This is a genomic window from Cochlodiniinecator piscidefendens, from assembly GCF_011326755.1.
Taxonomy (GTDB): domain Bacteria; phylum Pseudomonadota; class Alphaproteobacteria; order Rhodobacterales; family Rhodobacteraceae; genus Cochlodiniinecator; species Cochlodiniinecator piscidefendens.
Map to the genome: position 1 here is coordinate 106,494 of NZ_JAAOIE010000005.1, position 20,024 is coordinate 126,517.

Consider the following 20,024-nt stretch of genomic DNA (forward strand, 5'->3'; position numbering starts at 1 on the left):
CAGGCGCGTGGGGACGACGTCCCCTAGCTCTTTGGTAGGGAGCGGGCCTATTCTGTTGAAGAACTCCTGTTGACTTAAGGATGTCTGCCTGATTCAATTCCTCTGTTGATATGGGAGGTTGGAGCGATGTTGGGTCCGAGGCAGGAAGCACAAAGCGCACTGTTTTATGACTTTTCGATAGAGGATCATATCCCGTCTGACCATGTCCTGCGGGCTATTGATGGCATCATTGATTTGTCTGGGGTGCGACAGCATTTATCTGGGTTCTACAGCCCCACAGGACGTCCTTCAATTGATCCTGAACTGATGATGCGCATGTTGTTGGTCGGGTATGTCATGGGTATTCGTTCTGAACGGCGGCTGTGTGATGAAGTCCATCTCAACCTGGCGTATCGTTGGTTTTGCAAGCTGGATTTGACGGATGCCATTCCGGATCATTCTACGTTTTCGAAGAACCGTCACGGCAGGTTCCGTGATAGTGATTTACTGCAGCATGTGTTTGAAAACGTTGTGGCACAATGCATTGAAGCTGGTCTTGCGAGTGGTCAGAGGTGCGCGGCGGATGCGAGTATCATTGCCGCCGATGCCAATCGCCAGCAATCCACGCCAAAGGTTGATTGGAACCCTGAAGCGATAAATCCGGATGAAGCCCCACGTGCAGTTCGGGAATATTTGGAAACACTGGATGACGCTGCTTTTGGCGCGGCCAGCCCTGTGGTTCCTAAATTCATCTCACATTCAGACCCAGCCTCGCAATGGACGGGAGCACGTGGTGGCCCCGCGTATTTTGCGTATTCTACGAACTATTTGATCGATACGGACAACGCTGTCATCCTTGATGTGGAACCAACACGATCCATCCGCCAGGCCGAAGTTGATGCCGTGAAAACGATGATTGATCGTGTACATGAAGTGCATGATTTGATGCCCGAGCGTCTAATCGCAGATACGGCTTACGGCTCTGGCCCGATGCTGGATTGGCTGGTTGAAAAGCGTGGGATCGCGCCGCACATTCCAGTCATTCATTGCCCGGCAATGCATTGAAAATGCATGAGAGGGGATAAATCTGGCCGAAAGGGTGGCACGTTTGAGCGTGCTGATTTTACTTTTGATGCTGAGAACGACCTCTATAGTTGCCCCGGTGGCAAAGTGCTGAAGCAATATAGGCGTGCGTTCACCAAACCAAGATCTGGCCCCAATAAAGATGCCACCATCCGCTACCGCGCCCGAAAATCTGATTGTGAGGTATGCCCACTTAAACAACGCTGCACACCGAAAGAACCATAGCGTAAAGTCACGCGTTCAATCTACGAACCCTCCCGTGATGTCGCTCGAGCCCTATCGCAAACGCAGCAGTATGCCATCTCGAGAAAGTTACGCAAAAAGGTCGGAATGTCGTTCGCACATCTGAAGCGCATTCACGGCCTAGGCCGGCTCCGATTGCGTGGCCCCTGTGGCGCTCATGATGAATTTATCCTCGCCGCAACCGCCCAAAACCTCAAAAAGTTAGCTAAAATGGCCCCAAGCCCAAGTCAAGCCAGAGCAGTCCTATAAAACTGTGGCGGAAGCCATTCAGTCTGCGAAGCACTCCCGCGAAAACCCAGAGTTTTTCAACAGAATATGCCCAAAGCGGACATACCAATTCAACAAGAATGCAATTGAAGTGGAAATTCGTTTTGGACGCGCAAAACAAGTGTTATCTGCAACGCACTATTCGCGCAGTCACGGTACCAAAGAAACCTCGCCAAGTTGAGCAAGTGTAATGCTCGTCTCGTCAGAAATGACGTCCCAAAGAGCTCTTAGGCCATCTTCGCCCGCCGCGGCGATTGCGAATTGCAGGACACGGCCAAGAAACGTGAAATTGGCACCTTGTTTGAACGCTTTTACGACGTCTTCGCCACTGCGCAGGCCAGTGTCGTAAAACAGTGGAAATTCTTCGCCCACGGCGGCGCGAACGTCCGCCAAAGCGGTGATCGGGCGGGGCGCGCTGTCCAATTGTCGCGATCCGTGGCTTGAGACTTGTATCGCGTCGACACCTGCCCGTTTCAAGGCAACTGCATCGTCGGAATCGAGCACCCCTTTGACCACGAGATTACCCGGCCAGATATCACGTAATTTCGAAAGTGTGCCCCAATCCGCCTTGGCGCGGCTTTCCGTGCGATCGAATTCATAGCCATCCATATCAAAATTCGCCATCTGCGGCTTGCCTTTGGCCAACGCCGTGAGCGACCAGCGCGGGTGGCATGCAAAGTCGATAAACTGACGCGGCCCGATCTTGAACGGCATTGCAAAGCCATGTCGCAACTCGCGCGGGCGGCGTCCGACCTCTGGTACGTCTGCGGTCAGAATGATCGTCTCGTACCCAGCGGTTTTGGCGCGTTCGACCAATTTGAACGTGCCCTCGCCATCGCCAGAGAAATATAGTTGGAACCATGCGTTGCCCTCGGCCGCTTCAATCAAGGGTTCCATTGCGGTGGACGCCACAGTTGACACTCCCAAGGGTACATTCTCGCGCGCCGCTAGACGCGCCAGCATCATGTCGGCACCGGGTGCAGATAGGTTGCACATGCCCATCGGGCTGATACCAAACGGCACGTTGGCCGTTTTTCCAAATAGCGGCACCGCCAAGGACCGATCACTGACATCGCGCAGAATGCGCGGTCGCAGCTCAATCGCGTCAAGGGCCGCACGGTTACGCGCGGCCCCCACTTCGCGCCCGGCAGCGCCATCAATATAGTCGAACACCATCCAAGGCAGACGCCGCTTCGCGATGCGTCGCGCGTCTGCGCTGGAATGGATGCCGGTCTTCATTTAGCTCGCAACCGCCTTCATGAAGCGATCACGGATGACGACGGGGTCCATTGTAATGACAGGAAGCTTGATGTTGCCGCTTTCGCATTTCACGACAATGATCGTCATCTTCTTGCTATCGATGGCTGCTTGCAACGCTTTGCCCGCATCCACGTCCTGAACCGTCACAACACTTTCACAGCCACAGGCCGCAGCAACGTTTTCAAGCTTGGTTTTCTTGCCCGCATAGGTCGGCTGATCACCGGTTGAGCCATAAGATCCGTTGTCGATGATCATCAGGATGTAGTTATCGGCCACGTTGTTGGCTATCGTTGGCAGCGTGCCAAGGTTCGTCAGAACAGACCCGTCACCATCAATGGAGATGACAATTTTGTCTTGCGCCAAAGCCAGACCAAACCCGATGGATGAGGACAGCCCCATCGTGCCGAGCATGTAGAAGTTCTTGGCATTGTCGTCGATCATGTGCAGCTCTTGGCTGGGCAGACCGATGTTGCAGACGACCAGTTGGTCATGAAGGATTGGCGCGATTTCGCGCAGAATTTCAGAGCGGATCATTGGTCGCCATAGCCTCCCCAAAAAGACGCATCCGTCAGGATCGCCACAGGTTTGTTGCACATGAATGTGTATTTCAGGATCGCATCGAGTTCGTCCGCATCGCTTTCTTTGTGGAAGTGATACGTCGGGATGTTCATCTGGTTGAGCAGTGCTTTCGTGTGCACAGCCATCTCGACCTGACAGGCTACAGGTTCGCGCAATTCGCCACGGTAGCTGATTAACATCGGAAGCGGCATGCGGTAATACTGCGTCAGCGTCGCCAGCGTGTTGATGGTCACACCAATCGCGGTGTTCTGCATGATGATCGCTGGGCGTTTGCCGCCCATCCAGGCACCGGCGCAAAGGCCCATTCCCTCGTCTTCTTTGTTAGACGGGATGTGGAAGATTTCGGGCCGTGCGTCGACTTCATCGATCACACCGGCCAGTTGCTTGCAGGGGACGGTGGTGATGAATGACACATCATTCGCCACCAGATCGTCCACGATTTTTTTATCGATACTCAAGGGTCGCTCCTTCGGGAGGGATTGAAAAAAGAGAGGTTGGAAAATTCAAGACGCGCTGCGCAAAACATGTACAGCACAGGGCGCGTGACGAACCACACGGGCAGCCGTCGAGCCCAGAAGGTAGTCGAGCAACCCCGGTTTATGGGATCCGATAACGATGCAATCTGCAGATTTCTCGGCGGCAACGTCTATGATTGTCCGGCCGGAATGGCCTTTGACAACAACTGCCCTGACATTGCGCAGATCTTTCACACGCGCGTCCATCTCGGCCTTGGATTTTTCAAACGCGGCCTTCACAACGTCTTCGTCAAGGTACGCCCCGACCGATCCTGATGGCGCCTCGTAGACGTGCAGAGCAATGATCTCACCGCCCTCGTTCAATAGGGTTCGCGCCACTTCCATGGATGCGGCACCAATGCCGTGATCCAGCGCCATCGTTACGATGATTTTGTTATACATGCTCTGGCTCCAGAATGATTTTGGGGGCGGCGACAAGGCCCGCACGGATGTCGAGGAAAGCTTGATGCCCGTCGGCAAGGCCGCGTGTTTCGGTCCAATCGAGCGCACCGAGGCGACCGTCGAAAATGGCTGCCGCTGTGTCGCGGAAATCCTGGGCGGTGTAGGTATAGGTGCCGATAAATGTGATTTCCTGCAACGTCGTGCGGCGCACATCCAAGCCAGGGCCATCGTCGCCCAAGCCGACATGTGCAATCACGCCGCCCGCCTCAACAATCGCAGAGGCACTGGCACGCGTCGCACCGTAACCGACGGCATCGACGACAATCGGAGCAGACGAAGTCGCCGTATCAACAGCCACCTGTCCACAGCGCTCGATCAGGAACGCGCGGCGGATGTCATTGGGCTCAACAATCGTGACTTCATCGACCTTCATCGCCTTCAGGGCTAACGCCACAGCAAGGCCAATGGCCCCGCCTCCAATGACAATGGCACGACGGTCCATGCTTGCATGCAACGCCTCGATCACGAGGCGCGCGGCGTGCCAACTCACGGCCAAAGGCTCTGCCAAGGCGGCTTTTTGAAACGAAACATCCGCCGGAACGTCGACAAGATTGCGCATTGGCATCGTGACGAATTGCGCAAAGGCCCCTTCGCGCGGCTGCATCGAGATGATCTGGCGATTGGGGCAGAGGTTTTCGCGCCCGGCTTTGCAGGCAGCGCAGTTCAGACAGGTGACCAACGGATTGATCGTCACGCGTTTGCCGTCGTGATCACCACCCACAATCGTGCCTGCGGCCTCATGGCCAAGGATCAGCGGCGAAGGACGCCGCGCGTCATGCCCCAAGAACGCATGCATGTCAGAGCCGCAGATGCCGGATGCCTCAATCCGGATCAGGTGTTCGCCGCTCCCTGCCACGGGGTCTGGCATGTCACGATAGACGAGGGTTTCGACTGCATCATAAACGAGAGCTTTCATTTCGCGGTATATCCTCCATCGACCATCAAGACCTGCCCTGTGACGAAAGCTGATGCATCCGAACAAAAGAACAACAAAGGCCCGTCGATGTCTTCCAGCGCGCCGTTGCGCCCCACACAGGTTTGCGCGGCGTTTCTGGCGGCGCGGGCTGGGTCGGCGAATACAGGTCCAGTGAGTTCCGTCGGGAAGAACCCCGGACCAATGGCATTGGCTGTGATCCCGTCCTTAGACCAGCATTCGGCCATTGCACGGGTCAGTTGGGCCACACCGGCTTTGGACGCGCCATAAGCCACCCCGCCAGGAAAGGCGCGCGTGGTTTGGAGCGAGGCAAAGTTTACGACCCGCCCCCAGCCCTTTGCTTTCATCGCGGGCGCGAAGGCTTGGGTCAAAAAGAACGGCGCGGTGAGGTTCAGTTTCAGCGTTAAGTCCCAGCCTTCGGGCGTCACATCATCCGCAGCTTCGCGGGTATTGATCCCCGCCGCGTGGACGATGATATCAGGCGCTCCGAAAGGGGCAGCAATCTGCTGGGTGATTTCAGGAATGGCATGCCGCTGCGACAGATCTGCCGCCACTACTGCCGCACTTTGCCCTGTTCGTTCTGCCCATTCACTCAACTGATCTGCCCGCCGCGCGACGCCAACAACGCGCGCGCCCGCAGCCGCAAGCACGGTTGCAGCACGTTGACCGAGCCCAGCACTGGCCCCTGTGACACATGCCACACGCCCTGAAAGATCGAACAAATCAGCTGGAGTTTTGGGATGATTAACCATCGGCTGTCAGATCGAATGTCTCGTCTGGGAAATACTTGGCAAGACGCACATCTGCCGCGCGGGCGTGGCCTTCCATGCCTTCAAGACGGGAAATCCGCGCTGTGGCCTCGGCCACCGCCTTGGATCCTTCGCGGGTTGAACGCTGCCATGTGACGATTTTCATGTATTTGTGAACGGACAAACCGCCTGTGTAGCCAGCCGCGCCAGATGTCGGCAGAACGTGGTTCGTGCCAGATGCTTTGTCGCCATAAGACACAGTCGTTTCCTCGCCCAAGAACAGCGATCCGTAACAGGACAAGCGGTTCAACCACCAATCCAAACCTTCAGCCTGAACGGTCAAATGCTCGGGTGCGTATTCATCAGAACAGGCCGCCATCTCTTCGCGGTTTGCGCAAACAATCACTTCGGCATAGTCGCGCCACGCGGCAAATGCGTTTTCGCGGTTCAATTCGGGCAGATCTTCGATCAAGGCGGGAATACGGGCCATTACGTCTTCGGCCAATGCCTTGTCATCGGTCACCAGCCAAACGGGAGAGTTATAGCCATGCTCCGCCTGAGAGACCAAATCCGTCGCCACAATATGGGCGTCGGCGGTTTTGTCGGCCAGCACAAGGCTATCCGTCGGTCCTGCAATCATGTCGATGCCAACACGGCCAAACAGAATGCGTTTCGCCTCTGCCACGAACTGGTTACCGGGCCCGACGAGGATGTTTGCCTTTGGCAACCCGAACAACCCGAACGTCATCGCCGCAACGCCCTGCACGCCGCCCAGTGCCATGATCTTGTCGGCGCCACAGATGTGGGCTGCATAAACAATCGCCGGTGCAACACCAAGGCCAGGCCGTGGCGGTGACGTCGCCGTTATGTGGCTACATCCCGCGACTTTCGCCGTTGTGACCGTCATGATCGCGCTGGCGATGTGGCTGTAACGCCCACCGGGAACGTAGCAACCTGCCGCATCAACCGGAATTGCCTTTTGCCCTGCAATCAGGCCGGGCTGGATTTCAACTTCGATGTCACTGACGGTGCCCTTTTGGGCTTCTGCAAAATGTTTCACGTTGTCATGAGCAAACTGAATGTCTTCTTTCAGCTTTTGCGGAACACGATCACACGCAGCTTCGATCTCCTCGTCCGTGAGGATGATATTGCCCTCGTATTTGTCGAACTTCACGGCATATTCGCGTGCTTTGTCATCTCCACCAGCCTCGATATCGCTCAGGATCCCTTGCACGATGCCGTGAACGTCGGATGCGCCGGATTGCGCGGTCAGCGTTGCTTTCTTAAGATAGGAACGAGCCATTTATTCAGCCTTATTTATAGATTTCCGGAAGGAATGTTGTGGAGATTGCTGGAACGAACGCGATCAGCAGAACGACGACGAGCATACACAGCACGAACGGGATGGCCCGCCATGCGATCTTGAGGATGGATTCACCTGTTATGCCAGACACGACGAATAGGTTCAGTCCTAAAGGTGGGGTGATGAAGCCGACGCCTAGGGCCGTTATCATCATGATGCAGAACTGAATTTCGTTCATGCCGATATTGTCGGCCAGTGGCTTCAGGATCGGCGCAAGGATTACGATGTTGGGCGTTGTCTCCATCACACAACCCGCGGCGATCAGGATGCCAATCATCATCAGGATCAGGATCTGCGGGTTGTCCGTCATATTGGTCGCCGCTGTCACGAACCCTTGCGGCACGCCCATGATTGCCAGCGCCTGTGCCAATGGCAGTGAGAAGGCGATGATCGGCAGGATGATCCCGTTGACCTTGGCCGAACTCACCAGCATCGCTGGGAACTCCGCCAGTTTCAGCGTGCCAATGATGAAGCCGATGATGATGGTGACGACGACAGCCGTCGCACCCGCTTCGGTCGGGGTCAAACGGCCAGAGAAGATACCGTAAAAGATAATCCCGGGAACGATGAACGCATACCAACCAGACGCCAGCGCCGAGCCAAGTCGGGAGAAGTATTCACCCGCAGACAGATTGCCGCCGCCCTCATAGTTATAGATGCGGTTGACGATGATATTGGTGATCAGGATTGCCAAAAGGATCGACACACCCGGAATGATTGCTGCAAGGAATAGCGTCGAGGCAGAAATCCCGAGGATCAGGCCCACGATGATATAAGCAATCGACGGTGGAATCAGGATACCAGTACAGGCACCCGCCGCGACCAGGGCGCAGGCATAGGGACGCGGATAGCCGCTCTCGACGAGACGATCGATGGTCATCCGACCCACCGCAGCCGCCCCCGCCGCGTCTGACCCTGAAATCGCGGCGAACATACCGCAGACCAGAACCGTGGCCGACCCGAATCCGCCCTTGGCGAACTGTGTTAGCGCCTCGGCCACGTCCAAGAACTTGCGTGACAGTCCGGTGCGTACCAAGACGTCACCTGTCAAAATGAACAGCGGCACCGCCGTCAAAGCGAAAGCATCAATGCCGTGAAACAGGCTTTCGCCCAGCAAAGCCAGTGGCAAATCGCCTGCCATCACCAACATCATCGTCGCCGCAACTCCGATGGCCGCCCAAACAGGCACCGCCAAGGCACACATCAGAACAAAAGCGATGACAGGTAAATAAAAATCCCAGCCAAGAATAACGATCGTTTCTATAGGTCCAAACAACATGTGCTAATCCTCAATCAAACAGCTTGTCGCCTTCGTAAACGGGCGTGCCGTCACGAAGGGAGCGGAAGTCACGCAGCAATGACTGGATGAGACGAACGATCATTATGGCAAAGCCCAACGGCACGGCCATGAAGAACCAAACCATGGAAATGCGCAGGCCGTGGCTCACCGAGCCGAACTTCCACGACACATGGACTGTCTCCCATGACCAATAGAGAGCGATCAGGGCGACGCCGAACATCACCAGATCACCAAAGATATAAAGCAGAGCCTTAACGCGGGGGCTGACGTAGTGCATCAACACATCAATGCGGATGTGTGCGCGTTCCTTGACGGCCGCAGCGGCACCGATCCATGCAAGGTAGATGAACGAATAGCGCACGATCTCTTCGCCCCAAATGGACGAGTATGCGAAAATCTCTCGGCGTAAGACCTCGATGGCCATGGTCAACACAAGCATTACGTAGAACACTAAAAGCATCCAGCGTTCGGCATCTTGGTCTAGTCTTTGCAGTAAACTCATGGCGGTCCTCTCTCACGGAGCGGCCGTCAAAAGGCCGCATCAAACGCGTTAGACTGGCGCGCACCACATAGGGTGCGCGCCGGTTTTTTTTTAGGCGTCGTGGACGTAGTGGCGGCCCTGTGTGCTAGCGGCCTCTTCGATTTTCGCGAAGGTGTCCATGGAACCGGCCAGCTCGGTCTTGAAGCTGTCCCATTCGGCCAACTGGTACCCACCGGCCGCCTGCCATTCGCCCAGCTGATCATCCGAGAGCGAGTGGAATTCAACGCCAGCTTTGCGCAGTTCAGCCATTGCGTAGTTACGCGCCGATGGAACTTTGGCAAGGTTCTGGTGGCGGGTTATTTCAGCCGCTTCCATGATGCCGTCTTGAATGTCGGCAGGCATAGAATTGAACCATTCGAGGTTGCAGGAATAAACCTGTGAATCCGGCACGGCCTGCGTGAACGTTACGTGGGACAGTAAGTCCTTGAAGCCAAACACAAGCAGCGCACCAACGGATGGGTCAAGCGCGTCAGCAACACCCTGTGCAATCGCGGACGGTGTTTCGCCCCATGCAACCGGTGTCGGGTTCGCGCCAACCATGCGGTAGTATTGTTGCAACATCGCAGACCCGGGAACGCGGAACTTAACGCCATCCAAATCGCCTGGAGTCATCACAGCGCCTGCGCCGCCTTTGCGAACGGCAACAACCCGTGGGTCAATGTTCACGTAAAACAGCGCTTTGAAACCAGCTGCTTCGACCTTTGGGTTCACTTCTTGCGCCCAAACATCGGAATGTACGAGATTCGTGAAACGTTGGTTAGATCCGCACAGATACGGCATGTTGATCAGGTCAACGACGCTCGCGAAGGGGGCAAAGTTGGACAGCGAGTGCTGCGCGGCCTGAATGGTGCCGGTCTGCACAGATTGCGCCAATGCGCCACCCGCACCAAGTTGACCACCAGGGGCAAGCCTGACATAAACCTTGCCGTTTGTGGCGTTCTGGATATTCTCTTTCAGGTCAAGCTGCATGATCGGATAGCTGCGGGTCGCACCCAGCACATAGGCCGTTGCGATTGTCATGATATGCTCAGCCGCGTTTTCGCGCTCGTTCTCTTCTTGCGCGGTCTGCGCAGCGGCCTCGGTTGACCAAAGCGTTCCAGCAGCACCAGCAACGATTGCGGCGGTAAATGCGCCGGACCCTGCCAGTTTCAAGAAATTACGACGCTCGGCCGATTTCAATTCTTTGATGTCTTTATCCAATTTAGTGTCCTCCCTGGACGGTTGTGCGTTGCGCTATTTCTTGGCGACAGCTTCTTTTTTGAGAATGGCAATTACGAACAACACCGCGGCACCGGACAAAACTAGCATCTCACCTACGTCGTTCAGAAATGCGGAATTGGATGCAGAGCCGAGCCCTACATTCACACCAAAAACCACAAACAAGAGTATCGCCCCAATCAGCGGCATATTGCGTCTCCTCCCAGTCGCAAATCCGATTCTCCGTCCATGTAAGCGCTTACAAATGCAAAATGCAAGCCCTTACATTTCTGTGTTGCAGGCATTGCGTTTTTTGGCCAAACTCGCGTTGAAGATAATAAGCCCTGAAATCAGGGATTTGATAAAGGATCACGATGGCAAAAGACCAACCGACTCCAACTCTACAAGATGTCGCAACAGCGGCAGAGGTCTCCACGGCGACGGTCTCGCGCTGTCTGAACTTCCCGGATCAGGTCACAGAAAGCACCCGCAACAAAGTCCTAAAAGCCGTCAAAGCGCTGAGCTATTCGCCACATTTCGGCGCGCGTGCTATGGCCTCGCGGCGCACAAATACAATCGGCGCGATCATCCCGACAATGGAAAACGCGATTTTTGCACGTGGTCTTCAAGCCTTTCAAGATGAGCTCCATGAACATGGCTTCACGATGCTGGTGGCCAGTACATCCTACCGTGCCGATATCGAAGAAGAACAAATTCGCGCGCTCGTTGGGCGCGGGGCCGATGCCTTACTGCTCATTGGGCATGAGCGCAGCCCCGACATCTACCGCTTTCTGGAAACTCAAAACGTGCCCGCACTTGTCACGTGGGCCTTCGACACCCGCCTGCCACGTCCTTCGATCGGCTTTGACAACCGCAAAGCTATGCGCGAAATGGCGCTAAGAGTCATCGAATTGGGCCACAGAAATCTCGCGTTTATCTCAGCGAGAACCACCCTGAACGACCGCGCTAAAGCGCGCCAATTGGGGATAGAGGACGCTATGGTCGCCTCCAACCTGGTCTCGGGCGATCTGTACATGGTTGAAACCGTCTATGGCATAGAACAGGGCTCAATCGCCTTCGAACAGGTGCTAAAAGCCGCGCCCCAAACGACAGCCATTTTCTGCGGCAACGATGTGTTGGGAGTGGGAGCCCTGCGCCGTGCCCGCGAAATGGGCGTCAGGGTACCCGAAGATGTGTCCATCATCGGGTTCGACGACATTGATCTAGCTGAAATTGCCTATCCCGCGCTGACAACTGTCCATGTTCCGCATCGCGAAATGGGGCGACGCGCCGGCAAAGCCCTCGCCGAATTAGTGACCAATGGAACATCAATCGAGGCTATCGAGCTCGACGCAAGCCTTGTTTTTCGGGATACTCTAGCACCAGTGAAGAACTGAGTTACCTTTCCCGGGTGCGCATTTCTGGGCAATATCCGCCACAGCGGCTTGGCAGATCAACGGATCGTATTGGGGCACCTTTGAAATCCGCAACTAACGTCCGCTCCTTGCCTTTTTCAGTCATTAATGCACTTCGCAGCATCGGTCACTAAGGGCATATTCTGTTGAAAAACTCTGGGTTTTCGCGGGAGTGCTTCGCAGACTGAATGGCTTCCGCCACAGTTTTATAGGACTGCTCTGGCTTGACTTGGGCTTGGGGCCATTTTAGCTAACTTTTTGAGGTTTTGGGCGGTTGCGGCGAGGATAAATTCATCATGAGCGCCACAGGGGCCACGCAATCGGAGCCGGCCTAGGCCGTGAATGCGCTTCAGATGTGCGAACGACATTCCGACCTTTTTGCGTAACTTTCTCGAGATGGCATACTGCTGCGTTTGCGATAGGGCTCGAGCGACATCACGGGAGGGTTCGTAGATTGAACGCGTGACTTTACGCTATGGTTCTTTCGGTGTGCAGCGTTGTTTAAGTGGGCATACCTCACAATCAGATTTTCGGGCGCGGTAGCGGATGGTGGCATCTTTATTGGGGCCAGATCTTGGTTTGGTGAACGCACGCCTATACACGTTTGATCGTACGGACCAAGCAAGTACACCAACCTTCTACCCATTTGAGAAATTCCGCGAGCTCTTGAAGCAGCCGGGCGTGCTGCTGGAGCCAGGTTACTTTACTGTTGAGCGGGAAAAGCTACGTAGTACCGGCATTGTAGATTCTATCCACACGCTTTCAGGTGAGACGGATACCGAGGTAATCTGGCGCTACGCATACGTGGTCGCTTTCCTAGCATATTGGCGCTCGGGTGCGGTCAAAAAATCGGAATTTTCGACGCGGCTCTTGCTGCCTGAAATCGAAAAGCATGTGAACAAGCAAGCTTATGCGGAGCAGAGCGGTTGGGTCAAAAAACGCGCAGGTCAGAAAAAGGAGTACCGTGAACTTCCTTGTGCCCGTACCCTTCTGGAATGGGTGCGCCTCTATGAAAAAGCGGGGTGTTCGCGGCTTGCACTCGCGCCGAGAACATTTCGATCAGGAAACTGGAAGGATCGTTTCACGCTTGAGGAGCTGCGGTTCTTAGGCCGTTGTATCGGTGATTATCTGACGCGTAGTCGGCTGTCCAAGCGGCGTGTTGCAGATAACACCAAAGTCAAATTTGAAGCGGAAAATGTGCAGCGCGTCGAACTTGGACTGCCCCTGCTCAAGGTGCCTTCAAAGCGTAAGGTTGAACGTGAGATCGCAAAGCTCGATCCATATTCCACTTATGCGCAACGCCACGGTGTAGATGCAGCAAACCGCAAATTCATACTCTATGAAACAGGCTTGGATGCGAGTTATCCGATGGAACGCATCGAGATCGATGAGTGGAAAGTTGACTTGATCACGATCCTCGCCGAACGTGGGGCTCTCGATAACCTTTCGCCGGAACAATTGGCAGCTTTGCCGCGCGGAAGGCGTTGGCTTTACCTCGCCATCGATGCCGCGACCGGTTGTGTTCTCGGCATGCGGCTCTGTGAAACCCCAAACGCTGATGATGCGATTGCATTGCTTGCTGATGTGACACGGGGCAAGTCAAGTTTGGCAGCGGCTGCTGGATGCCGATCGGAATGGGGGCAATATGGTGGGCTTAAAACTGTAGCAACCGACCTCGGTGCAGCATTCGTCGATGATAGGTTTCGTGCCGCCATCTTTGATGCGGGTGGTTCTCCGGAAACGCCAACTGGTGGTCTGCCGCAACTGCGGGCGCGCGTGGAACGGATATTCGGAACCTTTGGGACGGATTTGATGCCTGGCCTTGCGGGCCAGACATTTTCCAACCCGAAGGAGAGAGGTGATTATCCGTCAGTAGAGATGGCTGCGATCACGGATGATCAATTGATGCAGATGCTGATCTTGTACGTCGTGGATGTGTATCACAACCGGCCTCATGCAGGGTTAAAAGGCGAGACGCCCAACAATTGCTGGAAACGTCTAGGGAAGGAAAAGGGCGTTGTGCCAGATGTCCCAGAACGGATCAGGCGTCGTGCTTTTGGGAAACCGCAGAACCGTAAAGTTTCGGGCCGTGGTGTCCGCGTCTTTGGCATCGATTACACCTGTGCAGCATTGCGTCACTTCCACCTTCACAGCCATGAAACATATGTCGATCTGCGGATCGATCTGAATGACATTGGTTGGATTATGGTTCGGATTGGAGATGAATGGTTCCCCGCAACAGCGTTACAGAAGTGTTTCGACGGCGTGTCTTACGATAAGTGGGAGGCCGCGGCTCGTCAGCTGCGCCTTAAATTTCGCGAGGAGGCGGCTCTTCATGAAAGCGTCGTTGCGGAGGCGCTTCAAAAAATTGCGACTGTGAATGCAGAGGCAGAGAGGAGAATGGGCGTCGCTTTGCGCACCGTAACACCAGCGGGCTTGCGACGTGGCGAAGAGGATCTCTTTCTGGGGCTGTCGATTGACCCAGACGACCCTGAAGGCTTTGACTTGCCACCAGATGAAGACCTGTTCGGCAGCCTCGTACCTCTCCTAGACAAGGATGGCGGAGGGGCCACTGCAATTCCGGATGCTGTGGAAACTGAAGAGCCTGAAGCCGAAGATGATCATGCGCCTCTGACATGGAGGTTCGATGATGAATAAGGTTTCTGATACTCATATCCAGCTCGCGAAGTTGCGGGGGCAGTTCATCAGGCATGCCGCATACGAACAATTGTGTGATCAGTTTGATCGACATCTGCAAAGGCGGCGTGCCGCTCTGTCTTTGGGCCTCTTTGAGGAGGCCCGAGGGATTGCCATCGTAGGTGCGTCTGGGAGTGGCAAGTCAACGCTTACGGCACGTCTGTTGACGCAGCACCCGGACATTCTGCAACCGCAATCAGAAAGTCAGAAGGCTGAGATTATCAGTCTTCTGGTTCCATCGCCAGCCACGCTTAAAGATGTCGGTTCCACCATTCTGGGTGCATTGGGATACGATTCCATGCGTCGAAGTCCGGCGGGTGCGATTTGGGATCAGGTGCGCACGCTACTGCACAATCGAGAAACCTTGTTTGTGCATCTTGATGAGGCGCAGGACTTGTTCTCCAGCCGAAACACAAATGTACGCAACGATGTCGTGAACACACTGAAGTCCCTCATGAACAGCAAGGCTTGGCCTGTTGGCCTGATCTTGTCGGGCACTCCCAAGATGATTGAAATGATTAACTCCGACGATCAGCTCAAGCGCCGGATCGACATGGTCAGCATCGATGCGGTGACTTGGGCCTCTCATGGGAAAGAGGTGCGGGCTTATTTCAAAGCCTATGCCGACAAGGCAGGATTGTCTTTGTGCATTGAACTGGATCTCGAAGATTTCTTGCCGCGCCTGCTCCATGCTGGTGCCAATGAGTTTGGCTTGACAGTTTCAATGATCTTGAACGGGATTGAAAACGCGATTTTGGAGGAGACGGACACACTGCGTCTTGAGCACTTTATCGATGCTTTTCAAAGCAAGTCTGGCTGCGTGCGTGGGCTCAATCCCTTTGTAGTCTCTGACTACTTAGCCATCGATACACGTGCTGTCATGGGGATCATGCAATTCGGCGACGGGCAGGTAAGGCGATGAGTATCAATCATTCTTTATCCTTCCCAATCCTCGAGTATGAAACGGCGACATCTTACGTCTCGCGTCTAACACGGTACTGCGGTTTGAATTCACCAAATGATTTTTGCTTGGATCACGGGTTTCGGTGGCAAGACTTCGTACGAGGCGATGACGTCTTGTTCGATAAAGTGGCTGCAATCGGTGGTGCGAATGCCGACGATATGAAACGTTGGGCCGTGCGCACGATTGATAAAAATCGCTTTGAAATCTCCGGGCAACAAGCAACCAAAATGTCTTTGGTTCGAACGAGGTTGCGGGTTGGGGCGACAGACTCCCGAATATAATGCCCTGTCGGAGCTCTGGATTATTGGCGAGATTGACTGCGAAGAGCTGGAAAAACGACGGATGAAAATGGTGCTAGATTGTGTGAAGAACAGTGCCTGATCCATTCCTGCAAGAAGATCGAATGAGTATGAAAAACTGTCTCGGCATAAAGTCCGACCCAGCTTTACTGCGTATTGTTGAGCGAGAACTTACGTCAAGCCGGGCCGAAACGGTTGAAAAAATTACGGGCCACTTCGACGGGCAACATTTGCGCGCCATTCACAAACATCTATTCCAAGATGTCTTTTAGTGGGCGGGGACCATGCGTTCCGATACCATCGTTCTTGACGGTGAGACTTATAATATTCTTGAACACGCAAACATTTTATCCAAGGGCGGTAGCACCTTTCTGCCTGCGTCTCATTTGGATAATGGGCTTGCTCACATCGAACGATTGGCAAATTCACCAGAAGCGCAATCCCAGAACTGCGAAACGTTTGCGAACATGGCCACCGAGATCTTGTCTGATCTCAATTATGCGCATCCGTTTCGTGAGGGAAATGGGCGTACCCAACGTGCATTTATGGAACAACTGGCAAAACGCACCGGACATGACTTAGATTTTGAGGGTATTACAGCTGCGCGCAATAACGCAGCCAGCATCGAGTCGCATGGTGGAGATACGGTGAAGCTGGCAGCGATCGTCTCGGAAAGCCTTAAGCCTGAGGAAGTCGAAGCCAGGCTGCAAGCTGTAGAGCAACTTGAAGGGCTCGGCGTGGACCGTCAAACGATTTGCATTTAGGTGGGCGTTTCAACTTAAAGGTGCTTTACATAACACCCCTTAGCAGACGCTCACGCTTCGTTGCGGCGCGTGATTTCACCTGAGGGTTGTCTGCACACACCCTTCGCCTAAAAGGTGCGTGCAGACCGAACCGCTTAATATTTTGTCAAACATATGGTCTGACATGATGGGCCTAAACGGGATCGCCGCACTTGATCCGCCCCACCGTGCGGCGTCTCCTGCGGTCCCCGCGCTTTATGGGTCCGGGTCCCCAAACAGACTTTTCGGTTGATACGTCTAGGACGCAAATGCCTCCCGTTCGGTGATCTTCTCAAACTCAGGCAGAAATTCCTCATTATGCAGGGCGAGGTATTTGGTGATCCGCTCATTGCTCACCAACCGCGTGACGTAGCCGCGCGCCAAAACTAGATCGAGATGATCAGCGCCATAACTGTCTTCGACCAAACGCACTTCACGTTCTAGGTTGGCGGACTCGCGTTCCATCAGATCAAGCTGTTCGCGTGAGATGCCTTTGACCTTCTTCGGTGTCGCGCCAGAGACCAACTGGCTTTCGGGTGTCCCCGCCAAGAGAGATTGAGCGTAGTTGACGGTGTATTTGTTCATCGTCACCATCAGCTGTGCCGCTTCGATCTGGCGCATTGGTTTCATTTTCTTGAGAATACGAAATCCGGTCAAGGCAACCTGCTTATCTTTCAACAGATCAGCAGCTTCAGGACAGATGCCATCAAGCAAACGTCGCTTTTCTTGCAGCGTCTTGATGTTCACATTCAGTGCTTTTGCTAAGCGTTCTTCCGACGCACCGAGGGTCAGTGCGCGCAAAATCATCTTATGTTCTTGGATTGTGGCAAGCCTGCTGATCCGCTTATTATAGGTGAAGGCTTCATCGTCGGTGGAAATGATGCAGGGCGTGTCGGTGGCACCTTGATCCTTCAATACTTCCAAGCGCAGATGCCCATCAAGCAGCGTGTATTGAGTCGGATCTTGTCGATCACGGGTCACGACGATCGGTTCGACAAGGCCGATCTCTGTAATGGATGCGACAATCCGTTTGAACTTGACCGTTTCCTTCGTTTGCGGGGTCACAACATAAAGTGGCGCAATATTATCGAAGGTGATGCGTCGTAAGGCGCACTCGAATGCGGCGGCAACGATCTGTTCTTCGTCTCTAGTTGTCATGTCATTGCCCCGTTAATGCGGGTCAATCGATCTGCGATTGTCTTGGGAATATTGGACAGGCCTTCGGCGCGCAAAAGCGTCACAAAGTTTTCGTCTGAAAGCAGCGTCTTCAAGGATTGGGTCAGAAACATGATTTCGCTTCGTGTCGCCCCAGCCTTACGCAGCAGGATTTTCTTCTTTTCCACATCGTTTTGATAGGTCCGTAGCAACGTTTCGACGGAAAGATTTGTCCGTGACCGCTTGTCCGAGGCCCCACGGCCTTTGCCGAATTGTTTGCGCGTTTCAACCAAGCGCTTCGCCGCCATCAGACGACCACCGCGCAAAACCTTGCTTTCATAGGCCTGACGCAGCACCGTCTGTACGCCAACATCATCGGCCTCGGCGATATCAACGGCGACGCTGACCGGAATTCTCCCGCTTTCAACAGCGCGCAGGAGCCGGTGTTCATGGCTTTCCAACAATCGAATGACACCGTGCACGTATTTGCTTGATAGCTGGGTCTTCGCGCCGATTTCTCGTTCAGAGTATCCACTGTCTTTGAGGCGTTTGATATCCCTCAGTAGATCAAGCGAGTGGTGCTGCCTGCGCGCGAGGTTTTCGACCAAGCTCATCACAAGACAATCCTCTGAGCTGGCGGTGATGACAACTGCCGGTATTTTGTCTTGTTTTAAGACCTTGAAGGCCTCCAATCGACCTTGGCCACAGACCAATTCGTATGTCAGGCCATCGCTCTCATCATCCTTGCGGGCGGCAACAGTGATTGGGCGCTTTAGGCCAAGCTCAGCAATGTTTGCGACGATTCCATCAAAGGCCTTTTGATTTCGGATACGCGGATTGACCACAGTGATCGCATCTACAGCAATGAGTTCAGTATGTTCTGGTGACGCGTCAGGCATCATGCGACCTCCAAGATTGAGGTGCGCTCACACATCGCAAAGAAATGGGCGAGGTCATCAAATCGGTAAGCGTCCAGCGACAAACCGTTGGTTTCTGAAAGGCGGAGTTTGGAAAACGTCATATCCGCAGTTGGCAGCAGGTAGAAATCGAGCGGCGTCTCATTCGCTTGATCCATGCGCGCGACAACCGTGATGTCTGGCAAAAGACCGGTATCTAACCTAATGTTCCATCGATACGCGCCGGCATCGGTCTGTGTACATCTGGCGATAACAACAGAGGCAGAAAATTCTTGATTGATGGTCAGAAGGCCCGTCTTGGTATCCTGCTGGACCAACCCGCCAACCTGTTCGATTCCACCTACCGTATCATGGATGGTCCCGGCATGGATTTTACGCAGACGTTTGTTGATTTCAATGTGTCGGTAATCCCTGTCAGGGGTAAAACCGACCAACTTGTACGCTCTGAGTAAGCTACCAAACCTGCTTTGATATGCCCCACTGGACGGCAACGTGCTGGCTTCGTTGATGACGATACCAGATAGAAAGCCATGCGTTTCCAGCGCCTCCCGCAGTCCATCTAGCATTTCTTTGTCAGAATATCGGTGTGCTTTGGCAGCAAAGATGGCTTTGGCGGCGGTAAATAACCCAGCATCGACAATCGCTTCAAACGCACCTTCGGATCTGACCCAGTTATCTGGATTATTGCGCACATGGCGCTTTTTCAATTTGAAGGAATGGCGGTTCCAGATGTTGTTGCCGATGTACTTTTCGTTTGAGAGCAGCTGTCGCACGACGGACGGTGTCCAGTCCCGGTCCAAATCTGTTTTGATACCCTCGGCGTTAAGATCGGCGGCGATCATAACCTCGGATTGATTGTCATCGACAAAGTTACGGAAGATCTGGTTCACAACTGCGATCTCGTCATCCGGGCCCGGTACGAGCGTCACACGGTCAGTCTGAATACTCTTATGTTCGCCTCGCGTTAGAATACCTTTCTGGTTGCCAGCTCCATCGATCAGCATCCGCCGCAGGCCGTACCCAGGCGGGCCACCTTGTCTGTAGCCCATTTCAATCAGCCGTGACTGACCAGCAAAGACCTTTTGCGACAGCTCACGGCTGTACTCACCGGCCATTGCGCGTTTGACGCCTTTAACGATGGTAGAAACTGGACTGCCATCATTCCCGGAGCCTAAAGCCAACCAAGAATGGTAGGTGGCCAGTTCAAAACGGTAAGACGGCTCTTCGGATTTTGCATTGGTCGAGTGGCCGGTATGGGCCGTTGCCGATGGTAAGGGATGGTATGACACTATATAGACGACTGTGACTGCGCCAAGTCGATGG

The 20,024-nt window shown here is 54.3% G+C and carries 20 protein-coding genes and 2 pseudogenes; 7 read left to right on the plus strand and 15 right to left on the minus strand.

All coding sequences use genetic code 11. The annotated features are described in order from the left end of the window. The first annotated feature begins 126 nt into the window (after positions 1 to 126). Positions 127 to 1,554: pseudogene (locus tag G9C99_RS13875) on the plus strand (IS1182 family transposase). A 168-nt stretch (positions 1,555 to 1,722) separates the two neighbouring features. Here the strand turns inward: G9C99_RS13875 and G9C99_RS13880 are convergent. The 11 genes from G9C99_RS13880 to G9C99_RS13930 form a co-directional block, all read right to left on the minus strand. Next, entirely contained in the window at positions 1,723 to 2,811 is a 1,089-nt protein-coding gene (locus G9C99_RS13880) for an alpha-hydroxy acid oxidase (RefSeq protein WP_166418117.1), read from the minus strand. Then, a complete protein-coding gene (gene comE, locus G9C99_RS13885; RefSeq protein WP_166418118.1) occupies positions 2,812 to 3,366 on the minus strand; it encodes a sulfopyruvate decarboxylase subunit beta in 555 nt (184 codons plus the stop codon). Further along, on the minus strand, positions 3,363 to 3,869 hold the full coding sequence (comD, locus tag G9C99_RS13890; RefSeq protein ID WP_166418119.1) for a sulfopyruvate decarboxylase subunit alpha: 507 nt from the start codon (positions 3,867 to 3,869) through the stop codon (positions 3,363 to 3,365). Before comD ends, comE begins: the two co-directional genes overlap by 4 nt. 45 nt (positions 3,870 to 3,914) lie before the next feature. Then, a complete protein-coding gene (locus G9C99_RS13895; RefSeq protein WP_166418120.1) occupies positions 3,915 to 4,328 on the minus strand; it encodes a universal stress protein in 414 nt (137 codons plus the stop codon). Then, positions 4,321 to 5,304, minus strand: coding sequence for an alcohol dehydrogenase catalytic domain-containing protein (locus tag G9C99_RS13900; protein ID WP_166418121.1), 984 nt, complete (start codon positions 5,302 to 5,304; stop codon positions 4,321 to 4,323). Before G9C99_RS13900 ends, G9C99_RS13895 begins: the two co-directional genes overlap by 8 nt. Further along, positions 5,301 to 6,074, minus strand: a complete 774-nt coding sequence (locus tag G9C99_RS13905; protein WP_166418122.1) for an SDR family NAD(P)-dependent oxidoreductase — start codon at positions 6,072 to 6,074, stop codon at positions 5,301 to 5,303. Before G9C99_RS13905 ends, G9C99_RS13900 begins: the two co-directional genes overlap by 4 nt. Then, a complete protein-coding gene (hisD, locus tag G9C99_RS13910) occupies positions 6,067 to 7,374 on the minus strand; it encodes a histidinol dehydrogenase (protein WP_166418123.1) in 1,308 nt (435 codons plus the stop codon). Before hisD ends, G9C99_RS13905 begins: the two co-directional genes overlap by 8 nt. 10 nt (positions 7,375 to 7,384) lie before the next feature. After that, positions 7,385 to 8,713: a TRAP transporter large permease gene (locus G9C99_RS13915; RefSeq protein WP_166418124.1), complete on the minus strand. Its 1,329-nt coding sequence runs from the start codon at positions 8,711 to 8,713 to the stop codon at positions 7,385 to 7,387. Between the two features lie 10 nt (positions 8,714 to 8,723). Next, positions 8,724 to 9,236, minus strand: a complete 513-nt coding sequence (locus G9C99_RS13920) for a TRAP transporter small permease (RefSeq protein WP_166418125.1) — start codon at positions 9,234 to 9,236, stop codon at positions 8,724 to 8,726. A gap of 90 nt (positions 9,237 to 9,326) precedes the next feature. Next, positions 9,327 to 10,475: a TRAP transporter substrate-binding protein gene (locus G9C99_RS13925; RefSeq protein ID WP_166418126.1), complete on the minus strand. Its 1,149-nt coding sequence runs from the start codon at positions 10,473 to 10,475 to the stop codon at positions 9,327 to 9,329. A gap of 33 nt (positions 10,476 to 10,508) precedes the next feature. Next, a complete protein-coding gene (locus G9C99_RS13930) occupies positions 10,509 to 10,682 on the minus strand; it encodes a hypothetical protein (RefSeq protein WP_166418127.1) in 174 nt (57 codons plus the stop codon). Between the two features lie 164 nt (positions 10,683 to 10,846). Here G9C99_RS13930 and G9C99_RS13935 point away from each other — a divergent pair, with 164 nt between their 5' ends. After that, complete coding sequence (locus G9C99_RS13935) at positions 10,847 to 11,869, plus strand: LacI family DNA-binding transcriptional regulator (RefSeq protein WP_166418128.1); 1,023 nt, start codon at positions 10,847 to 10,849, stop codon at positions 11,867 to 11,869. A gap of 224 nt (positions 11,870 to 12,093) precedes the next feature. Here G9C99_RS13935 and G9C99_RS13940 read toward each other — a convergent pair. Then, a pseudogene (locus G9C99_RS13940) lies at positions 12,094 to 12,399 on the minus strand (transposase); the annotation flags it as partial. A gap of 34 nt (positions 12,400 to 12,433) precedes the next feature. On the opposite strand from G9C99_RS13940, the gene G9C99_RS18745 reads away from it, so the two are divergent. The 5 genes from G9C99_RS18745 to G9C99_RS13965 all read left to right on the plus strand — a co-directional run bounded on the left by G9C99_RS18745 (position 12,434) and on the right by G9C99_RS13965 (position 16,611). After that, a complete protein-coding gene (locus tag G9C99_RS18745) occupies positions 12,434 to 14,545 on the plus strand; it encodes a Mu transposase C-terminal domain-containing protein (RefSeq protein WP_166418129.1) in 2,112 nt (703 codons plus the stop codon). Continuing rightward, positions 14,535 to 15,506: an ATP-binding protein gene (locus tag G9C99_RS13950; protein ID WP_166418130.1), complete on the plus strand. Its 972-nt coding sequence runs from the start codon at positions 14,535 to 14,537 to the stop codon at positions 15,504 to 15,506. The genes G9C99_RS18745 and G9C99_RS13950 overlap by 11 nt, the downstream gene beginning before the upstream one ends. Continuing rightward, complete coding sequence (locus G9C99_RS13955; protein WP_166418131.1) at positions 15,503 to 15,829, plus strand: hypothetical protein; 327 nt, start codon at positions 15,503 to 15,505, stop codon at positions 15,827 to 15,829. The genes G9C99_RS13950 and G9C99_RS13955 overlap by 4 nt, the downstream gene beginning before the upstream one ends. A gap of 122 nt (positions 15,830 to 15,951) precedes the next feature. Continuing rightward, complete coding sequence (locus G9C99_RS13960) at positions 15,952 to 16,119, plus strand: hypothetical protein (protein WP_166418132.1); 168 nt, start codon at positions 15,952 to 15,954, stop codon at positions 16,117 to 16,119. A 12-nt stretch (positions 16,120 to 16,131) separates the two neighbouring features. Next, positions 16,132 to 16,611, plus strand: coding sequence for a Fic/DOC family protein (locus G9C99_RS13965; RefSeq protein ID WP_166418133.1), 480 nt, complete (start codon positions 16,132 to 16,134; stop codon positions 16,609 to 16,611). Positions 16,612 to 16,887: 276 nt separating this feature from the next. On the opposite strand, the gene G9C99_RS13970 is transcribed toward G9C99_RS13965, so the two are convergent. Genes G9C99_RS13970 through G9C99_RS13980 form a run of 3 tightly spaced genes read right to left on the minus strand, consistent with a single transcriptional unit; the run spans position 16,888 to position 19,990 of the window. Further along, the gene (locus G9C99_RS13970; RefSeq protein WP_166418134.1) at positions 16,888 to 17,787 is read right to left on the minus strand and encodes a plasmid partitioning protein RepB C-terminal domain-containing protein; all 900 of its coding nucleotides are present in this window, start codon (positions 17,785 to 17,787) and stop codon (positions 16,888 to 16,890) included. Then, the gene (locus G9C99_RS13975; protein WP_231704079.1) at positions 17,784 to 18,686 is read right to left on the minus strand and encodes a ParB/RepB/Spo0J family partition protein; all 903 of its coding nucleotides are present in this window, start codon (positions 18,684 to 18,686) and stop codon (positions 17,784 to 17,786) included. Before G9C99_RS13975 ends, G9C99_RS13970 begins: the two co-directional genes overlap by 4 nt. Next, positions 18,683 to 19,990, minus strand: a complete 1,308-nt coding sequence (locus G9C99_RS13980; RefSeq protein WP_331460006.1) for a recombinase family protein — start codon at positions 19,988 to 19,990, stop codon at positions 18,683 to 18,685. The genes G9C99_RS13975 and G9C99_RS13980 overlap by 4 nt, the downstream gene beginning before the upstream one ends. Positions 19,991 to 20,024: the final 34 nt, after the last annotated feature.